Consider the following 17,864-nt stretch of genomic DNA (forward strand, 5'->3'; position numbering starts at 1 on the left):
AAATATTGTCTAAAATCAATTAAATAAAAAAGCCAGTAACCCTGTGACTTTATTTTTATTTTCCCAACCTTCTCCTTTCATACAGGTATTAAAATAATCCCTACGCTGCCATTCATTCACATCTGAAGGAAAAGATGTTCCTGCCCTTGAGTTTGAAATATCTTTGCCATTTATTTTCATTGGAGCAAAAGAAGGCTGACTTGAAGCTACATATCTCGCGGGATATAGCGCATTGGCTTCTTGCATACACATGTTTTTAGCGATATCTAAAGGAGATGGTATGGTGGTGTTTGCTTCCCATTTTTCAGGTGTTGCACAAGCAGAAAGCATAAAAACTGATGTGATAATAATCTTTTTTTTCAACGTAGTAGCTCTTTAAGGCGAATAGGTATCAATTGCATTTTAGCTATTTTTTTAAAGAAATAATTAATTTTTTATGAAATATAAAAAGCGACTAACAACAGTAACATCCAAATAACTCATTGAATTATAGATATAAAAAAGCCACATAAAATGTGGCTTTTTACTTAAATAATAAAATTTCTTATTTAGATTTCTTTAAGTGCGACATTAAACGTTTACGTTTACGCATTTGAGAAACGGTTAATTTATTTTTCTTATCCGCATAAGGGTTTTCACCCTCTTTAAATTGAATACGGATTGGCGTACCCATCACTTGCAAAGTACGACGGAAATAGTTCATCAAATAGCGCTTATAGCTATCTGGTAAATCAGTTACCTGATTACCATGGATAACCACAACAGGTGGATTATAACCACCGGCGTGTGCATATTTCATTTTTACACGGCGTCCACGAACAATCGGTGGCTGGTGATCATCTTCTGCCATCTTCATGATACGAGTGAGCATAGAAGTCCCTACACGACGAGTTGCACAGACATAAGCTTCTTGAATTGATTCAAAAAGATTACCTACGCCACTTCCATGTAATGCAGAAATAAAGTGAACACGCGCAAAATCAACAAAGCCTAGTTTAAGATCAAGCATTGCTTTTACTTGTTCGCGATCGTCTTGTGTCATGCCATCCCATTTATTGACAGCAATGACTAATGAACGACCTGCATTCAAGATATAACCTAATAATGAAAGATCCTGATCTGAAATACCTTCACGGGCATCGATTACCAGCAATGCAACGTTAGCATCTTCAATGGCTTGTAATGTTTTGATAACAGAGAATTTTTCGACTGTTTCTTTTACTTTACCGCGTTTACGAACACCCGCAGTATCGATAATGATATAGTCTTTATCATCACGTTCCATAGGGATGTAGATACTGTCACGGGTTGTACCCGGCATATCGTAAACAACCACACGATCTTCACCAAGCATACGGTTTGTCAGTGTTGATTTACCAACGTTAGGACGACCAACAATCGCTAATTTTACTGGTAATGTAGAAGGATCGAAGTCATCTTCTTCCTCTTCTAATGCTTGCGCTTCTTGTTCTGCTTCTAATGCAGCCCAATAAGCCGCATTTTCTTCTTCTTCAGTCAGCTCGACTTCTTCTTCCACTACTTTACCCGTAATTGGTAATAACGCTTGTTCAATCAATTGAGCAACACCACGGCCATGGGATGCCGCGATTGGGAAGATTTCACCTAATCCTAAAGAGTAAAAATCGGCTAATGCAGTATCAATATCAATACCGTCAGTTTTATTCGCAACTAAATACGTTTTTTTCTCGACACCACGAAGGTGTTTTGCAATACCTTGGTCTGCTGGCATCAAACCCGCACGAGCATCAACTAAAAACAGTACGATATCGGCTTCTTGAATAGCCTGTAGCGATTGTGATGCCATATGAGTTTCAACACCCTCTTCAGCACCATCAATACCACCGGTATCAATAATAATAAATTCTTCGCCTTCTAACTCTGCTCGACCATATTTACGGTCACGGGTGAGGCCAGGAAAATCAGCAACTAATGCGTCTCTTGTGCGTGTTAGTCGATTAAATAACGTGGATTTACCCACGTTAGGGCGCCCTACTAAGGCAATAACGGGTATCATTTTTTGATGCCTCATAAAAATACAATCACAAACCTGATTGTATTTTACATGTAATTACTAAAAAGACGAAACGGCTCCTTTAAAGGAGCCGTAAAATAAATAGATTTGTCAGCAATTAATTACCGACTATAAAGATAAAGCTTACCGTCACGAGCTTGGATCATCAGTTTATCTTGTACCGCTTGAGGGCGGCTTAATAAGCCTGAGCTATTCACTTGGTTTTGTGCAATAAATTTACCTGTGTTGGTATCAATCCAATGGAGATAACCTTCTGCATCACCAACAACTAAATAGCCATCAAAAATAGCCGGAGCAGTTAAATTACGATGCAATAAATCTTCTTGTGTCCATAATGTCACACCATCAGATTTACGCACAGATAAAACTCTATCATTTTGGTCAACTAGGTAAAGATTATCACCCAACAACACCATATCATTGACTGAGCCTAGCTCGCGTTTCCAAAGGATTTGTCCAGAACGCATATCAAGGCTAACTAAATTACCGTTATACGCCATTGCATAAACTGTATTTTCATCAATAATCGGTGTGATATCCACATCATTTAATCGGCTAATTTCAGTAGAGCCTTTAATTTGTGAAATATTTTGTTGCCAAATCAATTGTCCTTGAGAAAGGACAACCGCACTGACGCGACCATTATCCGCACCAATAATCGCTGCGCCATAAGCGACAGCAGGTGCAGACTCGCCACGAAGAGATAATGAAGGAGTGTCTAAGTTAATAGTCCAAGCAATCTCACCACTTAATAAGTCAAGTCCTTGCAACATGCCATTACTGGTATGAATAAGTACTAGACCATCACTAACAACAGGTTTTGAAATGGCTTCACCAGCAACGTCTGTTTCCCAATCAATGGAGCCATCCTCTGTGTTCAGTGCATATACTTTCGCTTTTTCCGTTCCCACAAAAACGCGAGTGCCTGAAACTGTTAATCCACCAGAAAGTAATGCAGACTCATTGGATGAAAGAAAACCTGTTTTAATAGAGAGATCTTGCGACCAAAGCTCTTTACCTGTTTCTACATCTAATGCTTTAACTAAACCATGGCGATCAGCGACATAAATAACTGCGCTATCCCATGTTGGTGACAAGTGAGAATAGTATTTACCAATACCATTTCCAACTGATTTGTCCCAAACAGCTTTAGGTGTAAATTGGCTTTGCACCTCAGGCAATGGAGACATTGTCACATTGTCCTGTTCACTAGAACATCCTGCCAACAAAGCAGATGCTAGTAGACCAACCAGGAGAGTTTTACGCAGTTGCATGTCTGAAGATCCCTTTAATTGGATAAATTATTGAGTTTAAGTTCAACCAGTGAGCGAATAGCACCCGCGTTTTCATCAGTTAACGCGCTACGATAAGCGGCGGCTGCACCTGCATTATCGCCTTTCTTCGCTAAGACATCACCACGGATATAATTTTTCATTCCATTCCATGCTTTGCCCTTCACTTGCTCTAAAGAAACTAAAGCAGCATCTGTTTTATCTAATGCTAATTGTACGCGAGCTAAACGAAGATTAAGCATATCTGCAAATGCGTCATTTTTTACTTTTGCCACCGCATTAGTTAGATGACGTTCACCACTGACTAAATCATTAGCATCGATAGCAATTTGAGCTAATTCTAATGAAGCTAAAGCGCCATAAATATCATTGGTTTCAGTAACAAATTTTTCAGCTAATGCAATATTTTCAGGCGTAGGCTTAGCAAGTGCCTCACTGATTGTTGCAAAAGCACCTGCACTTTCTTGCAGTCGATTTGTTTGGTGTGATTGCCAATATTTCCAGCCAAATACACCACCAAAACCAATAACAGCGGCTAAAACGATAGTTAAACCGTAGTTTTTAAAGAACTGTTTAATTGCATCAACTTGTTCGTTTTCGGTGCTATAAACTTCCACAAGTCTCTCCTTAACCTAATAACAGAGTCAATTGCTGAGCGAGGTCATTGCGAGCAACGATTGTTTGTTCCCCTGAACGCAAATCTTTCACTGCAACAGTGCCGGCATTAATTTCATCTTCGCCTAAAATAAGAGCAATTTTAGCGCCTTGTTTATCAGCACGTCCTAACTGCTTTTTAAAGTTGCCATTACCATGATTCGTCATTAAACGTAATGTTGGTAATTGATCACGAATTTCTTCAGCCAGCATTAATGCTGCACTTTGGCTCTTTTCACCAAATGAAGCGAGATAAACATCAGCGACATTAGTATCTGCAACAAATTCAGGATTAACCGCTTGAACTAATAAGATCATGCGCTCCATCCCCATAGCAAAACCAACTGCCGGTGTCGGATGTCCACCAAGTTGTTTCACAAGGCCATCATAACGGCCACCGGCACACACTGTTCCTTGTGAACCTAATGCACTAGTTACCCACTCAAAGACAGTACGGTTATAATAGTCTAACCCACGGACTAAACGCTGATTAACACGGTATGTAATACCGACAGCGTCCAATAAGGCACAAAGACCATCAAAATGCGCTCTTGATTCGTCATCAAGATAATCGAAAAGTTCAGGCGCATCATTCAATAAAGTCTGAATTTCTGGATTTTTTGAGTCTAAAACACGTAATGGGTTAGAATACATACGACGTTTGCAGTCTTCATCTAACTTATCGACATGTTGTTCTAAGAAAGCGACTAACGCTTCACGATATTTAGCACGCGCTTCTAGTGAACCAATAGAATTAAGTTCTAATGTTACATGTTCTGCAATACCTAACGCTTTCCACCAACGCGCAGTCAGCATAATTAATTCTGCATCAATATCAGGGCCTTGTAGGCCAAAGACCTCTGCACCTAACTGATGGAATTGACGATAACGACCTTTTTGAGGGCGCTCATAACGAAACATTGGCCCTAAATACCATAAACGCTGTTCTTGATTATAAAGCAAACCATGCTCGATACCTGCACGAACACAACCTGCTGTATTTTCTGGGCGTAATGTCAGACTTTGGGCATCTTCACCACGATCGGTAAAAGTATACATTTCTTTTTCAACAACATCGGTCACTTCACCAATTGCTCGCTGAAATAGAGGGGTATGCTCTACGATAGGTGTTCTGATTTCACTAAAGCCGTAACCTGCTAAAATTTGTTTTAGCGTATTTTCAATTTTCTGCCATACACGAGTGTCAGCAGGTAGATAGTCGTTCATACCACGAATGGCTTGGATTTTTTGGGCCACTTTTCTTCTCTAATAGTTATTAATTGATTGTTAGGCTGATTATAGAAGCGAAATCAATCAGTATTCAACGTGAAATCAATAGTAAAACTGGCTCATTGATTAATGAGCCAGTTTTTTGAGTATTATTTGTCCAATTGATTTATGTTTATACGCATATTGTCATCAAGCATTGATGCTTTAGCACGAATTTTGGCTTCTAATAGATCAATCATATTAACGTTATCAAGACGCTCTTTTTGTCTCACACCATCTTCATAAAAACCGCTGCGTGTTTTTGCGCCAGTTACACCTAATGTTGAAACTTCAGCTTCGCCAGGGCCATTAACAACACAACCAATAATAGAGACATCCATAGGTGTGATGATATCTTCCAAACGTTGCTCTAATTCGTTGACGGTTCCAATAACATCAAATTCTTGACGGGAACACGTTGGGCAAGCAATAAAGTTAATTCCGCGAGAGCGAATACGTAATGATTTTAAGATATCAAAACCAACTTTAACTTCTTCAACCGGATCGGCCGCCAATGAGATCCTTAATGTATCACCGATACCTTCTGATAATAAGATCCCAAGGCCAATCGCAGATTTAACTGATCCGGCTCTTGCCCCTCCCGCTTCGGTGATCCCAAGATGCAGGGGTTGATCTATTTTTTTCGCTAATAAACGGTAAGAATCAACAGCGAGGAAAACATCAGAAGCTTTTACACTAATTTTAAATTGTTCAAAATTAAGTCTTTCAAGAATATCAACATGGCGCATTGCTGATTCAACTAACGCTTCAGGTGTTGGTTCTCCATATTTCTCTTGAATATCTTTTTCAAGTGAACCACCGTTTACTCCAATACGAATCGGAATATTGTTATGACGAGCACAGTCAACAACTTGGCGAATACGCTCTTCACTACCGATATTACCTGGATTGATACGCAAACAATCAACACCATATTCAGCAACTTTTAATGCGATACGATAATCAAAATGGATATCAGCCACTAAAGGCACATTAACTTGCTGCTTAATTAATTTGAATGCTTCTGCAGCATCCATTGTAGGTACAGAAACGCGAACAATATCCACCCCTACACGCTCCAGAGATTTTATCTGGCGAACAGTCGCTTCTACGTCTGTCGTTCGTGTATTCGTCATCGACTGTACTGCGATAGGAGCACCATCGCCAATAGGTACATTACCCACATAAATTCGTGTCGATTTACGACGAATGATAGGTGATTCTTTATGCATTGATTAATTCTCCCATGCTTCCATGCTTGCTCAAATATGTAGTCAGATTAAGCACTCGGTACTGTTATTTTTGCTATTTTTCCAGTAAAACGGCTTAAATCAACAGATTCACCATTAAACTGTATGCGAGTAACAGAAGGTGCGCCTATTTTTAGTTTATAAGGTTGCTCACCATCAAATTCCAAACGATCACCCGCTTTCTTAATACCATTAAATAAGACTTTATTTTGAGCATTACGAACTTCTAACCAACATTCACCATCAAACATAAGAACCAATTGGTTCGCAATCGCAGGGGCTTCCGAAGAGGTAGATTCTTGTTCTGAATCTGCCCGAGAAGTTGTTGATGTTGTTAAAGGTGATACGGGTAATGGAACCGTTCTCACTTCTGTTGGTGCTGGTGATGTAGTTTCAGTCGTTGGTGATGTTGTAGCGACATTATTCGCTTGATTATCAACTAATGACGAAGCAGGTACTTGTAAATTATCACCTTCAGATGTTGACGTATTATCTGAGGTTACTAAAGAAGAATCTATCGGGTTGGTGTTTTCTTGTGCGCTACTTTGCCCTATGTCTTGAGATGCCATAGAGACTAATTCTTGTTGATCAGCCTGATGACCTTGCCACCACCAAATCCCTACGAGAGCAACCATAATAATCAAAATCACCCATGTGATTTTCATTAGCCAACCTTCACGTTTTTTATGACGTTTTCCTAATGAATAATTTTGTGTGGTTGTCATTCTAATTTGTTTAACTGGAGCTTGTTGGTCGATAAAACCAAGGATTTCTTTTTCAGGAACGCCAACTAACTTAGCGTAAGAACGCATGTATCCGCGTAAAAATGTTGGTGCAATGTCAGAAGAAACAGAATCTGTTTCAATGTCGCGCACTGTTGATAACTTCAAACAAAGTCGATCAGCAACAGTTTGTTGTGTTAGCCCCACTTTTTCTCGTGCCTGGCGTAAAAGTTGACCTGCTGTTAATTTCACTTCTTCGGTTTTGTTTTCAGTATTCATTAGCAATCTAGGCACTGTGGCTATTGGATGTTTAACATTGATGAACTCGCAAAAGCACCAAGTACCTTAACGTCTCACCGCGAATTTATTGATATTTTATGATCACTTTGCTGACAAACCAAATAATCTGGCGGTATATCTTCAATTGACACACTATTATTGTTTAATAGTTTTTGTTCACAAAGGAAATTACCATAAAGCCTTAATACATTAACATTTACTGGCTTCGACTTCATCGCTAATTTGTAATAATCTAACGCTTGAATAGAATTTCCCAATAACTGAGATGTTAATGCCATTCCTAAATTAGCATCAGGGTGATTTGGTATCACCGATAACACTTTTTGGAAATGATATTGTGCTATTTGATATTGTTTTTCAGCTAAATATGCATCACCTAATTGTAAACGTGTAGACACTGCAACACGTTGTTGATTGGCTGATGATTGGCAACCTAATGTCAATAACATCACGCCAATAGTTATAACTACTGATGATATCCTTATCATCGCTTTATTCCTCAAATATATTCATCCGTGTTCTCTCTACATTGTAATTGTGTAATACACTTCACAAAGAAAGAGATTCCTAACCGTATCAGACTGCTTTTACTGAAATTAGTTCACCTTGTTGGCGTTTTTTCAGTGTACGTTTTGTACGGTCAATAACATCGCCGGCTAATTGTCCACAAGCCGCATCAATATCATCACCTCGCGTTTTACGTACAATCGTCGTAAAACCATATTCCATTAATACTTTAGAAAAACGGTCAATTCGACTATTGGAACTACGTCCATATGGTGCACCTGGGAACGGGTTCCATGGAATTAAGTTAATTTTACATGGTGTATCTTTTAAGCATTCTGCTAATTGGTGAGCTTGTTCTGTGCTGTCATTGATATGATCAAGCATAACGTATTCAACAGTCACACGCCCTTGGTTCGCATTTGATTTGGCGATATAACGGCGAACACCTTCAAGAAACATTGCAATATTATATTTCTTATTAATTGGAACAATTTCATCACGAATATCATCAGTTGGCGCATGTAATGAAATAGCTAAAGCCACATCAACCGCATCTGCTAATTTATCTAATGCAGGAACAACACCTGATGTAGAGACAGTAACGCGACGTTTTGATAAACCAAAACCAAAATCATCCATCATAATTTCAAGTGCTGGAATAACATTATTTAGATTCAGCAACGGCTCGCCCATTCCCATCATAACAACGTTAGTAATAGGACGACGGCCTGTCTCTTTTAATGAGCCAATAATTTTAGCGGCACGCCAAACTTGTCCAATAATTTCCGATACTTTCAAGTTACGGTTAAAACCTTGCTGTGCAGTTGAACAGAATTTACACTCTAAAGCACAACCAACTTGTGAAGAAACACATAATGTTGCGCGATCATCTTCTGGGATATACACAGTTTCTACTTGTTGATCGCCAACTTTAATTGCCCATTTAATCGTGCCATCTGTTGAACGTTGTTCTTCAGAAACTTCAGGTGCTTTAATTTCAGCAATTTCTTTTAATTTATTGCGTAACACCTTATTGATATCTGTCATTTGATCAAAATCGTCATAACAGTAGTGGTACATCCACTTCATAATTTGGTCAGCACGGAAAGGTTTTTCGCCCATAGAGACAAAAAGCTCACGCATCTGTTTACGATTTAAATCTAACAGATTAATTTTAGTTTTTTGATTCACAGTATTTTCTTTAGAAACAGCGACAGAAGCGCTTGGCGCTGGAGTGGTAGATTGGGTCATGACATTGCCTCGTTGTTACACTATGCGGCCTGCATTAGCATTGATGCTAACGGGATACTTATATAATTTGTATATTTAAACAATAATAAAAAACGCCCCGTTAATTATCAAACAGGGCGTCGCATTGTACTGTTTTTCGCGTAGAGATGCTAATAAATTAGCGCGCGCAAACTTCGTTTTCAGTGAAGAAGTATGCGATTTCACGAGCAGCAGAAGCTTCTGAATCTGAACCGTGTACCGCATTTTCAGTAAAGCTATCAGCGTAGTCAGCACGTAATGTACCCGCTAATGCGTTGTCTGGATTAGTTGCCCCCATCAAATCACGATGACGCTGAATCGCATTTTCACCTTCTAACACTTGAACCATAATTGGGCCAGAAGTCATAAATTCAACTAAACCATCAAAGAAAGGACGGCCTTTGTGTTCTTCATAAAAGCCTTCAGCTTGTTCACGCGTTAAATGCAACATTTTAGCACCAATGATGCTAAAACCTGCACTTTCAAAACGGTTATAAATTGCACCGATAACATTTTTTTTCACTGCGTTTGGTTTGATAATAGAAAATGTGCGCTGAATAGCCATGTCTTACCTCTAAATTATTTTATTAATGATAACTTTTTTTATCTCTTTTATCGCAGATCATGGAAAAACGAATCAAAAACCGCATTCCCTGCAAAAAATAGTGCTCGATTATAGGAGGATAAAAATGAATTGCACAGATTGAACACCCTTTTTTTTAAAAAACTGTGGCAAAAAAGTTATGAATTATCGATCTAATCACATTTTTGACGCTTTCCATGTTCAAACTTAAAAATAACAATAAAAAAGAACCGAAATGACACACGATAAATAGCCTCTTTGTCTTTATTAAAACTTATTTTAGTGAAAAATCACTCAGTTCTCGTTTATCTCATCGTTTTAGTTTAACGAAATATAAAATTAACCATATCTGTTTGACCACTTAAATCAAGCACCGATAATTGGTATTTACCTCGTTTCTCTAGTAAATAAGAGAACGTTTCCCCATTTTCAGTCTTCCCTATTTGTTCACCATTTAAAAACCACCATTGCATACCACTTCCACCTTGCGTAGAAACGGTTATTTCAAGATTAGTTTCACCGGGCAATGGTCTTAGCAAATCACCCGCACGAATACCCGAAATAAACAAGGGAATAATGTCCTCTTTGATTGGTGGACAAGTTTCAGAAATCGGTGGTAGGCGTTTTGCTCTACGCTCTTTTTCAGGTAACCATGCTTCTAATGCTATCGGCCATAAAGCAATATCTTTTAGCTCTGCATTAGGGCAATTAGGCCCTGTGCGTTTGCCTTTATCATCTAACCAAATTTTTTCGTTGATCCCCAAAATACCTTCTTGGCTATCATTTAATAAAGTTGGCGGAATAGTGTTATCTAAGATCCAGCTTCGACGACTGACTCTACAATTGCTATCTTCTTTTGGTAATGCCTTACCTGTTGGCCAACAGATTGTTGCCGCAGTTACACTATTAGGACGTAAATCTGTTGGTGGTCTTTGTTTATTTTGATAGAAATAACCTGTTAATAAGTTATTGACCTGATTCATAATAGGAACAGCTGTCGCAAAGCCAAATTGCCCAGCAACCGGTGTTCCATCAGGCCTACCCACCCAAACGCCAATGGTATAGCGTGCATTTACACCTATAGACCACGCATCCCGATAACCATAACTTGTCCCTGTTTTCCAAGCCAAAGGAACAACAGGTGAAATTGCGCTATCTGGACGAGGTCTGGCTTCTCCGGCTAATATTCGCCTAATAATCCATGCTGATCCTTGTGACATCAACACCCGGTTTTCTATTATTTGTTCCGGTTTAAAACGTAACGGTGCTGTTTTTCCTTGCCTTGCCAACGCACTAAAGGCAGAAACAAGCTCATCCATTCGTGTCGCAGTTCCTCCTAAGATCAGCGCTAAATTAGGCTCTGAACCATAAGGAAAGCGCATTTCAATATGGTTATGACGCAATTTTGCTGCAAATTTCTTGGCACCATACACTTCGATAAGTTGCACCGCAGGCAAATTTAAAGAGCGACTTAGTGCTTCACTGGCACTGACCGCCCCATTAAAACCAGAGTCAAAATTACCAGGACGATAATTATCAAATCGACGAGGAACATCTTGTAAGAGTGATTCTGCATGAATAAGCCCTTCATCTAATGCTAGCGCATAAATAAATGGCTTTAATGTTGAACCTGGTGAGCGCCATGCACTAATCATATCGACATGACCAAAGCGCGAATTGTCATTAAAATCGGCAGAACCGACATACCCTTTCACACTCATATCCGTATGATCAACAACCAATATGGCTAAGGATGTTTTATCTGCTAATTGATACTTCCATTGATTCGCAATCTCTTCAAGTTGCCGTTGAATATTAATATCAATCGTTGTTGTAATAACAGGCTCTCGCTTTTCGTTATACATACGACGAGCCAGCAAGGGCGCTAATTGTGGTGTTTGTCTTGGTGCTAATAAAACCTGCTCTTCTTTGATTTCATTAACTTTTTCTTGTGACCATATCTGATATTCTGCCAGCCTATCTAATACTTTATCTCTAGCTGCTTGAGCACGTTCAGGGTATCTATCTGGTCGTAAACGGCTTGGCGCTTGTGGTAATACCGCCATCAATGTCGCCTCTCCTGCGGATAAATCAGCAGGTGATTTGCCTAAATAAGCCCAACTCGCTGCACCTATACCTTCTAATGTACCGCCAAAGGGTGCTCTATTGAGGTAAATCTCCAAAATTTCATCTTTTGAGTAATACCACTCTAATTGCAAGGTACGCCAAAGTTGTTTGATTTTTCCCCCTAAAGTACGGGAGTGAGGATCAATAAGGCGAGCCACTTGCATTGATAATGTGCTTCCGCCCGACACTATTCTTCCGGAACTTAGATCTTGCCATGCCGCTCGTAATATCGACATTGGATTAACACCAGGATGTTGATAAAACCAGCGATCTTCATAAGTAATTAAAGCTTCTAAATATTCAGGAGAGACATCAGCGAGTTTGACATGATAACGCCATACCCCCTCTTTATCGGCAAAGCGCCAAAGAGGTGTACCATCTTGCGCTGTAACGATAGTTGCAATTTGGGGTTCGGGATCAGGGAGAGGCCAAATTTTATCTGCGATCCAGACTAAAATCGACGTTGCTAGCAAAAAAATAATGATAACAGCAATAAGCCGTTTATATCCTAGTTTCATTCAATCACTCAAAGGAAAAAGCCCTTTCCGAAGAAAGGGCTACAAGATTTAAGGAACAACGTCAATCTTGGTTTCTGTTGATCCTATTGCACGCCAATAAGGCACATACATAGATTCAACTTGTGGTGGTGGTACTTGATAGCTACCCGGTGTTACTGCTCTTGCTAAATAGAGCAATGTTGTCGGACGATATTTATCAACAGAGATAGCGGCAACAAAGCGATCATCACGATATTCGAGATGTTTGATATTTGCTTGTCCCATATCGTCGATAAATTCCTGCAAGTCTGCAGCACTATCACTTAAGCTTGCACTACTTGATGCTAAGTTTTGGTTTTCGATTTCAAGACCAGCAGGTAATAAATCAACAACTAACGCATCAGGTACGTCTCTATCAGCAGAAACTTCCAGTTTAACCACCAGCATTTCACCACTTTGTAAGCGATTAGGATGAACGCGGTTTCCTTTTAAATCATAATAACTACGATGAACATTTAATACATTACTATAAGGAGCAGGCGCAACTTTCGGGTAGCCCACGATATTCATACGAGAATAAATAGTGGCTCCACCACGATTGTTTAGCTCTAAACCCTCTTGTAATTGCGTTGATGTTAATGTCTCATTAACTGCGCGATCGCTACTGATTGCAGGGACTTGACGATTAACAGCAACTTCCCAAGGCTGTTCTGCCATATTAATGAAGAAACGGCCGGCAAGGTATAACGAGTTGCTTTCTTGGGTTGAGAACCATTCACGACTGGTTAAATTATCAGATAGTGCCATCACACTTGCATCACGAGACTGTGTTTCAAGGTTATTTTCACTTAACAATGCAATAATTAATGCTTGGTCACGAATAGTGCTACCGTAGTCGCCTAATCCATAATTATATTTACGCGTTGTTGTCACACCTTCAGCAATTAAACTTTCAGCGCGGTTGCTATCACCCATCAGTTTTAGTGCGATGCCTAACTGAACTAAGGCTAAGCCATTTCCAGCTTGGTTACGCTCAAGATAAAGACGACGTAATTCACCTAAAGGTGCTTTTTGCTGATTCGCTAATACTAACGCAGCATAAGCCCTAGCTGAGAAACGTGCTGCATCTTGATTAACCGCATATTCATAATTAACTAAGTTTTTATCTTGTAAATAACGTAATAAGCGATCATTCGCACGTTTTAATGAATCAGCAGGAACTGAATAACCTTGTTGTGACGCACGGAATAAGAAATCAGTCGCATAAGCGGTTAACCAATATTCTTCACGTCCCCCCTGATCCCATAAAGAGAATCCGCCTTCTGATTTTTGCATCGTCAGCAGATGCGCAATACCTTTATCAATAGCTGCTTTTCTATCAGCGTCAGTTTGCGTTTTAATTCCCAACTGTTTCAACTCTTTTTCTGTTGAATACAGTGAAGGATAAAGCCCACTAACTGTTTGTTCTAAGCAACCATAAGGATAAGCAAATAGTTCTCTAACATAACGCGCCACTTGTAACGGAGGACGGCTTGTCAGTAATAGTTCGCCTTCAAGCGTTGAGTTATTAAAGCGACTTAAACTTTCTGATGGTAAGCGCCAAGTGTCACCATCTTGCAATGTACTTGCATAATGGATCGTTTCTGCTGGGAATGCAGGGCGAACACCAATATTCCATGTATTGTGATAAGGCTTAATCTCTTCACCCGGTACTTTAATACCATAAATAGACAATGAGAATTCACCTTGACCAAAGCCATGTTTCGCTTTTACTGGGATTTGAATTTGAGTACGTTCACCTTTCGTTAGCGAGACGGTTTTACTTTCAGCACCACCTAATCCGACCAAACCTGAGGCGGTATAATTTAAGGTAATAGATTGCGCATCATCTGTTAGATTGGTTAAATCTAACGATAAAAGAGCATTATCACCACCCGCCATAAAGCGAGGTAATGAAAGCTGAGTGACTAAAGGTGCAGCAATAACAACTTTACCCTCTTGGCTACCAAATTTATCCGCAGTCCAAGCTTGCGCCATTAAACGAACTTCACCATTAAACTCAGGAATAGGTAAAGAAACTTCACCTTCACCTTGCGCATTTAATTTTACAGGAGCTGATTGTTGCGCAATGATTTGCACATCCGTTAATGGTTTTTTACCACCACGAGATAATGCAGTAGCTTCACCACCATCCCCACCAAAACGCAAGTTAGCTAAACGCCCTTGCCCTTCAATTAATTGCCCGTAAACATCATATTGGTCGATGCTGTAACGTTTACGACCAAAGAAAGCATCGTAAGGATCAGGGGTTTTATACTCGGTGATATTCAATACACCAGTATCAACAGCAGAAACCAATACATTAATATTTTCAGGTAATGGTTGACCTGCAACTGGATTCGCTTTTATGCGGATTTTTAAATCTTGGTTAGGACGAATTTTTTCAGGTGCATCAAGTGAAATATCAATACGACGGTTTTTATCCTGTAATGGTAAATGTAAAATACCCACAGCACGTTTTACTGTCGCTTGTTTTGAAGTATCTCCCGGTCTTACAACAACAGAAGTCAGATAGAGATCGTGTCTTGCCCACTCTTTATTAATAGGCACTTCAACATCAAGCCCTTTTTCAGGTACATCAATTTCCTGCCACCATAAAGGTCCATTACTTGATTCCAGTAATACATAACCTTTACCTGGGTGAGGAGCAACAATGTTTAACTTAACTTTTTCACCCGGTAAATAACCATCTTTATCCAGTTTCAATTTAACTTGGTCTGGCCTTACCGCACCTGTTCCCCCCGTGTTGTCCATCCAAGAATACCCAGCCCAGAAACGTAAGCTACTGACTAATTCTGTTTTGGGATCGACAACCTCAATACGATAAGAACCCCACTCAACGGGGAATGCCACTTTTGCAGTGCCATCTTTAGCAATCTTGATTGTCTGCTCATCCATTTGTAGATCTTTTTCGTTATAGCCAGATTCCCAGCCATTCGAACTAGACCAACGCCAGTAATAATCATGACGTTCATAGATAAACTTCACTTTAAGATCATTAGCGGGTAGTTTCTTACCATCTTGATCTGTATAGACAATCTCAAATTCAGCCATTGAGTTTTCATCAACGCTATAACCTGATTTATATTTGTCTGTACGGTAATCGTAAACTTCTTTTTTAGGGAATACAGGACGAATGCCAGCAAGGTGAGTTGCAGGCCAAACCGCTTGTTGATAACGACGCGTAACAGGTCGTCCACCCGCTTCAAGTAAGCTTGCTTGTAAAATAATATTGATAGGTGATTTCAGTTCAGCATAGCGATCACTATCAACACTTAATTCACCTTGTCCGTCAGAGTCTAAATTAAGTTCAAACTCATCCAGTAAACGGCTGAAGTTTTCATCTTTTACCGCACCAAATTCATAGCCTGGTAATTTACTGACAGCTTCACGTGAAGCTTTTAAGAAAACTTGTCCTTGTAAACGATTATCAGCAGCTGGTGCGCCATAAAGATAACGCCCTTTAATGTCAAAATAAGCGTCATTACCGCTTAATATAATTCCTTTCTTACCAGTGATTTCTAATGCCATACGTTCTGGCATAAAATCTTCAACCTGAAACTCATAGAAACGAGGAGTACCATCACCTACATCAAAACGTAGGGTACGTGTACCCGTATTTTCATCCTCAGGAATAACCAATTTTAATTGGTAAAGTCCATTTTCAGGTTGCCATACAAAACTACGTGACACTTGCCCGTCAGTTTTAAGCAGATCGACTTTAACAGGTTGCTCTTTAATAGGATTACCATCACCGTCACGTAGCAAGGCATTAACGATTAATGTTTCACCAGGACGATAGAGATCGCGAGGACCGAAAGCAAAAAATTGTTTGCTATAACCTTGAGGGCCACCGATATCAAACTCAGAAAGATCAAGCGCAGGTTTACGCAAATCAATCATACTAGTTTGACCATCACGAATAGCCATTAATAAACGCGCTTTATCACTTTTCTCAAGTGTGGCATGTCCTTGGCTATCTGTTTGCGCTTTAGAAATCAACCCACCTTTTTCATCTAACAGACGAATTTCTACTTTATCTAATGCAGAACCATTTTTAAGTGATTGAGTGAAAACATCTAGCGAATCAAGGTAACTGTGCATCGACAATCCGATATCACTAAAAGTGAATACCGTAGCCGGCACCGTATAAGAGTATTTACCGGCTTGTTGCATTACAGCAATATAGGCACCTTCTTTTTTCAGGGCATCTATTGATTTTAACGGTAATAATACGTTTTCACGGGTATTTTTTTCTGTGTTTAACTCAAAACGACCGGTATAAACCAGATCAGCTTGAGATAAAAATTCATCTGATTCCCAATAGTTAATATTAGAACGGTTTTCCCATTGCGTTAAGAATTGCGCTAATTGATCATCTTTAACACGGAAAAAATTTACATCAACTTGACCCACATTTAACGCAATAATCGGTAAACCTTCAGCAGCTTCAAGTGGCAGTAACGATCCCTTACTGGTGAAACCAACTGATGGAAAAATTTCTTCTGTTGTTAATTTCTGACTAAAAGGTGTCGTTAATGTACGTTCATTAATACCTTTTATTTTTTCATCAATTGTTAAATTTAATTCTGTTGATGGTGGTAAATGGCGAAAACGCAGTTCCATTAAGTTATCAGATAACTCCCACGCACCTTCTAATTTCCCTTTTTTGGTATCAACAAGATGAATAACATCATCAAACTTTTGGTCAGGATCAAGCGGTACAGAGAAGGTCACAACCATTGTGCTCGCACCATCACGCTGTAATTCTGACGCATCTAATACAGTGACTTCTTTTCCAGCAAAGCGCATTGCTAACTCATCACGAACTTCTTTGCTTTTTAATGCAGTTTCGTTATTTGTTTTTGTTGTAACTGCCGATTTTTCACTGATTTGAGTTTCTGTCTTTGGTGTGTTCTGAGCAGCATCTTTTTGCTCAGTCAATTGTGTATTTTGTGTTTTATCAGCAGATGATGTGTTTTCATCTGCTTGATCATCACAGCCAGTAAGCGCCAATGCTGATGCCAATACAACAGCAAGAGAGCTCCAACGATAGCCTCTCTTTTCTGTATATTGTCTAAATTGGTTTTGGTTCATATCCATTTCCTTTAATTCAACCCCTGAATAATGCGATGTTTTCTGCAGACTGAGATAATATATGTATTTCTTCATTCTAATAAGGTAAAAAAATAACTCGATAAGCTATTTTTTACCGTGTAAAACGAAATAAATGACAATACAAAATCGCTTTATTTTTACTTTAAAAACAAAGCCTATATAA

12 protein-coding genes are annotated in these 17,864 nt (G+C 39.3%); all 12 read right to left on the reverse strand.

The features are described 5' to 3' along the window. Positions 1-15: 15 nt before the first annotated feature. Positions 16-363 (reverse strand): hypothetical protein, encoded by a 348-nt coding sequence (locus tag CUB63_RS06665; protein ID WP_229096563.1) that lies wholly within the window; start codon positions 361-363, stop codon positions 16-18. A gap of 181 nt (positions 364-544) precedes the next feature. Next, positions 545-2,035 carry a ribosome biogenesis GTPase Der gene (gene der / locus CUB63_RS06670; protein WP_082147322.1) on the reverse strand — a complete coding sequence of 497 codons (1,491 nt, stop codon included), beginning with the start codon at positions 2,033-2,035 and terminating at the stop codon, positions 545-547. A 119-nt stretch (positions 2,036-2,154) separates the two neighbouring features. After that, positions 2,155-3,327, reverse strand: coding sequence for an outer membrane protein assembly factor BamB (bamB, locus tag CUB63_RS06675; protein ID WP_006533426.1), 1,173 nt, complete (start codon positions 3,325-3,327; stop codon positions 2,155-2,157). A 14-nt stretch (positions 3,328-3,341) separates the two neighbouring features. Then, a complete protein-coding gene (locus tag CUB63_RS06680; RefSeq protein ID WP_006533427.1) occupies positions 3,342-3,962 on the reverse strand; it encodes a YfgM family protein in 621 nt (206 codons plus the stop codon). 10 nt (positions 3,963-3,972) lie between these two features. Continuing rightward, positions 3,973-5,256, reverse strand: a complete 1,284-nt coding sequence (gene hisS / locus CUB63_RS06685; RefSeq protein WP_006533428.1) for a histidine--tRNA ligase — start codon at positions 5,254-5,256, stop codon at positions 3,973-3,975. 122 nt (positions 5,257-5,378) lie between these two features. Beyond that, positions 5,379-6,500 (reverse strand): flavodoxin-dependent (E)-4-hydroxy-3-methylbut-2-enyl-diphosphate synthase, encoded by a 1,122-nt coding sequence (gene ispG / locus CUB63_RS06690; RefSeq protein WP_006533429.1) that lies wholly within the window; start codon positions 6,498-6,500, stop codon positions 5,379-5,381. A gap of 47 nt (positions 6,501-6,547) precedes the next feature. Then, complete coding sequence (gene rodZ / locus CUB63_RS06695; protein WP_006533430.1) at positions 6,548-7,519, reverse strand: cytoskeleton protein RodZ; 972 nt, start codon at positions 7,517-7,519, stop codon at positions 6,548-6,550. 74 nt (positions 7,520-7,593) lie between these two features. Continuing rightward, positions 7,594-8,028, reverse strand: a complete 435-nt coding sequence (locus CUB63_RS06700; RefSeq protein WP_006533431.1) for a hypothetical protein — start codon at positions 8,026-8,028, stop codon at positions 7,594-7,596. An 88-nt stretch (positions 8,029-8,116) separates the two neighbouring features. After that, complete coding sequence (gene rlmN, locus CUB63_RS06705) at positions 8,117-9,298, reverse strand: dual-specificity RNA methyltransferase RlmN (protein WP_072063235.1); 1,182 nt, start codon at positions 9,296-9,298, stop codon at positions 8,117-8,119. Positions 9,299-9,455: 157 nt separating this feature from the next. After that, positions 9,456-9,881: a nucleoside-diphosphate kinase gene (ndk, locus tag CUB63_RS06710; RefSeq protein WP_072063236.1), complete on the reverse strand. Its 426-nt coding sequence runs from the start codon at positions 9,879-9,881 to the stop codon at positions 9,456-9,458. 341 nt (positions 9,882-10,222) lie between these two features. Next, complete coding sequence (pbpC, locus tag CUB63_RS06715) at positions 10,223-12,544, reverse strand: peptidoglycan glycosyltransferase PbpC (RefSeq protein ID WP_109847727.1); 2,322 nt, start codon at positions 12,542-12,544, stop codon at positions 10,223-10,225. Positions 12,545-12,592: 48 nt separating this feature from the next. Next, positions 12,593-17,680, reverse strand: coding sequence for an alpha-2-macroglobulin family protein (locus CUB63_RS06720; protein ID WP_462938044.1), 5,088 nt, complete (start codon positions 17,678-17,680; stop codon positions 12,593-12,595). Positions 17,681-17,864: the final 184 nt, after the last annotated feature.

Origin of the sequence: Proteus penneri (genome assembly GCF_003144535.1) — a bacterium.
In the GTDB taxonomy this organism is placed as follows: Bacteria; Pseudomonadota; Gammaproteobacteria; order Enterobacterales; family Enterobacteriaceae; genus Proteus; species Proteus penneri.

What these genes read in the sequence shown, in the direction of transcription:
- der (WP_082147322.1), bottom strand. Translation starts at nt 2,035, where the DNA reads ATGATACCCGTTATTGCCTTAGTAGGGCGCCCTAACGTGGGTAAATCC.
- bamB (WP_006533426.1), bottom strand. Translation starts at nt 3,327, where the DNA reads ATGCAACTGCGTAAAACTCTCCTGGTTGGTCTACTAGCATCTGCTTTG.
- ispG (WP_006533429.1), bottom strand. Translation starts at nt 6,500, where the DNA reads ATGCATAAAGAATCACCTATCATTCGTCGTAAATCGACACGAATTTAT.
- rodZ (WP_006533430.1), bottom strand. Translation starts at nt 7,519, where the DNA reads ATGAATACTGAAAACAAAACCGAAGAAGTGAAATTAACAGCAGGTCAA.
- CUB63_RS06700 (WP_006533431.1), bottom strand. Translation starts at nt 8,028, where the DNA reads ATGATAAGGATATCATCAGTAGTTATAACTATTGGCGTGATGTTATTG.
- rlmN (WP_072063235.1), bottom strand. Translation starts at nt 9,298, where the DNA reads ATGACCCAATCTACCACTCCAGCGCCAAGCGCTTCTGTCGCTGTTTCT.
- ndk (WP_072063236.1), bottom strand. Translation starts at nt 9,881, where the DNA reads ATGGCTATTCAGCGCACATTTTCTATTATCAAACCAAACGCAGTGAAA.
- pbpC (WP_109847727.1), bottom strand. Translation starts at nt 12,544, where the DNA reads ATGAAACTAGGATATAAACGGCTTATTGCTGTTATCATTATTTTTTTG.
- CUB63_RS06720 (WP_462938044.1), bottom strand. Translation starts at nt 17,680, where the DNA reads ATGAACCAAAACCAATTTAGACAATATACAGAAAAGAGAGGCTATCGT.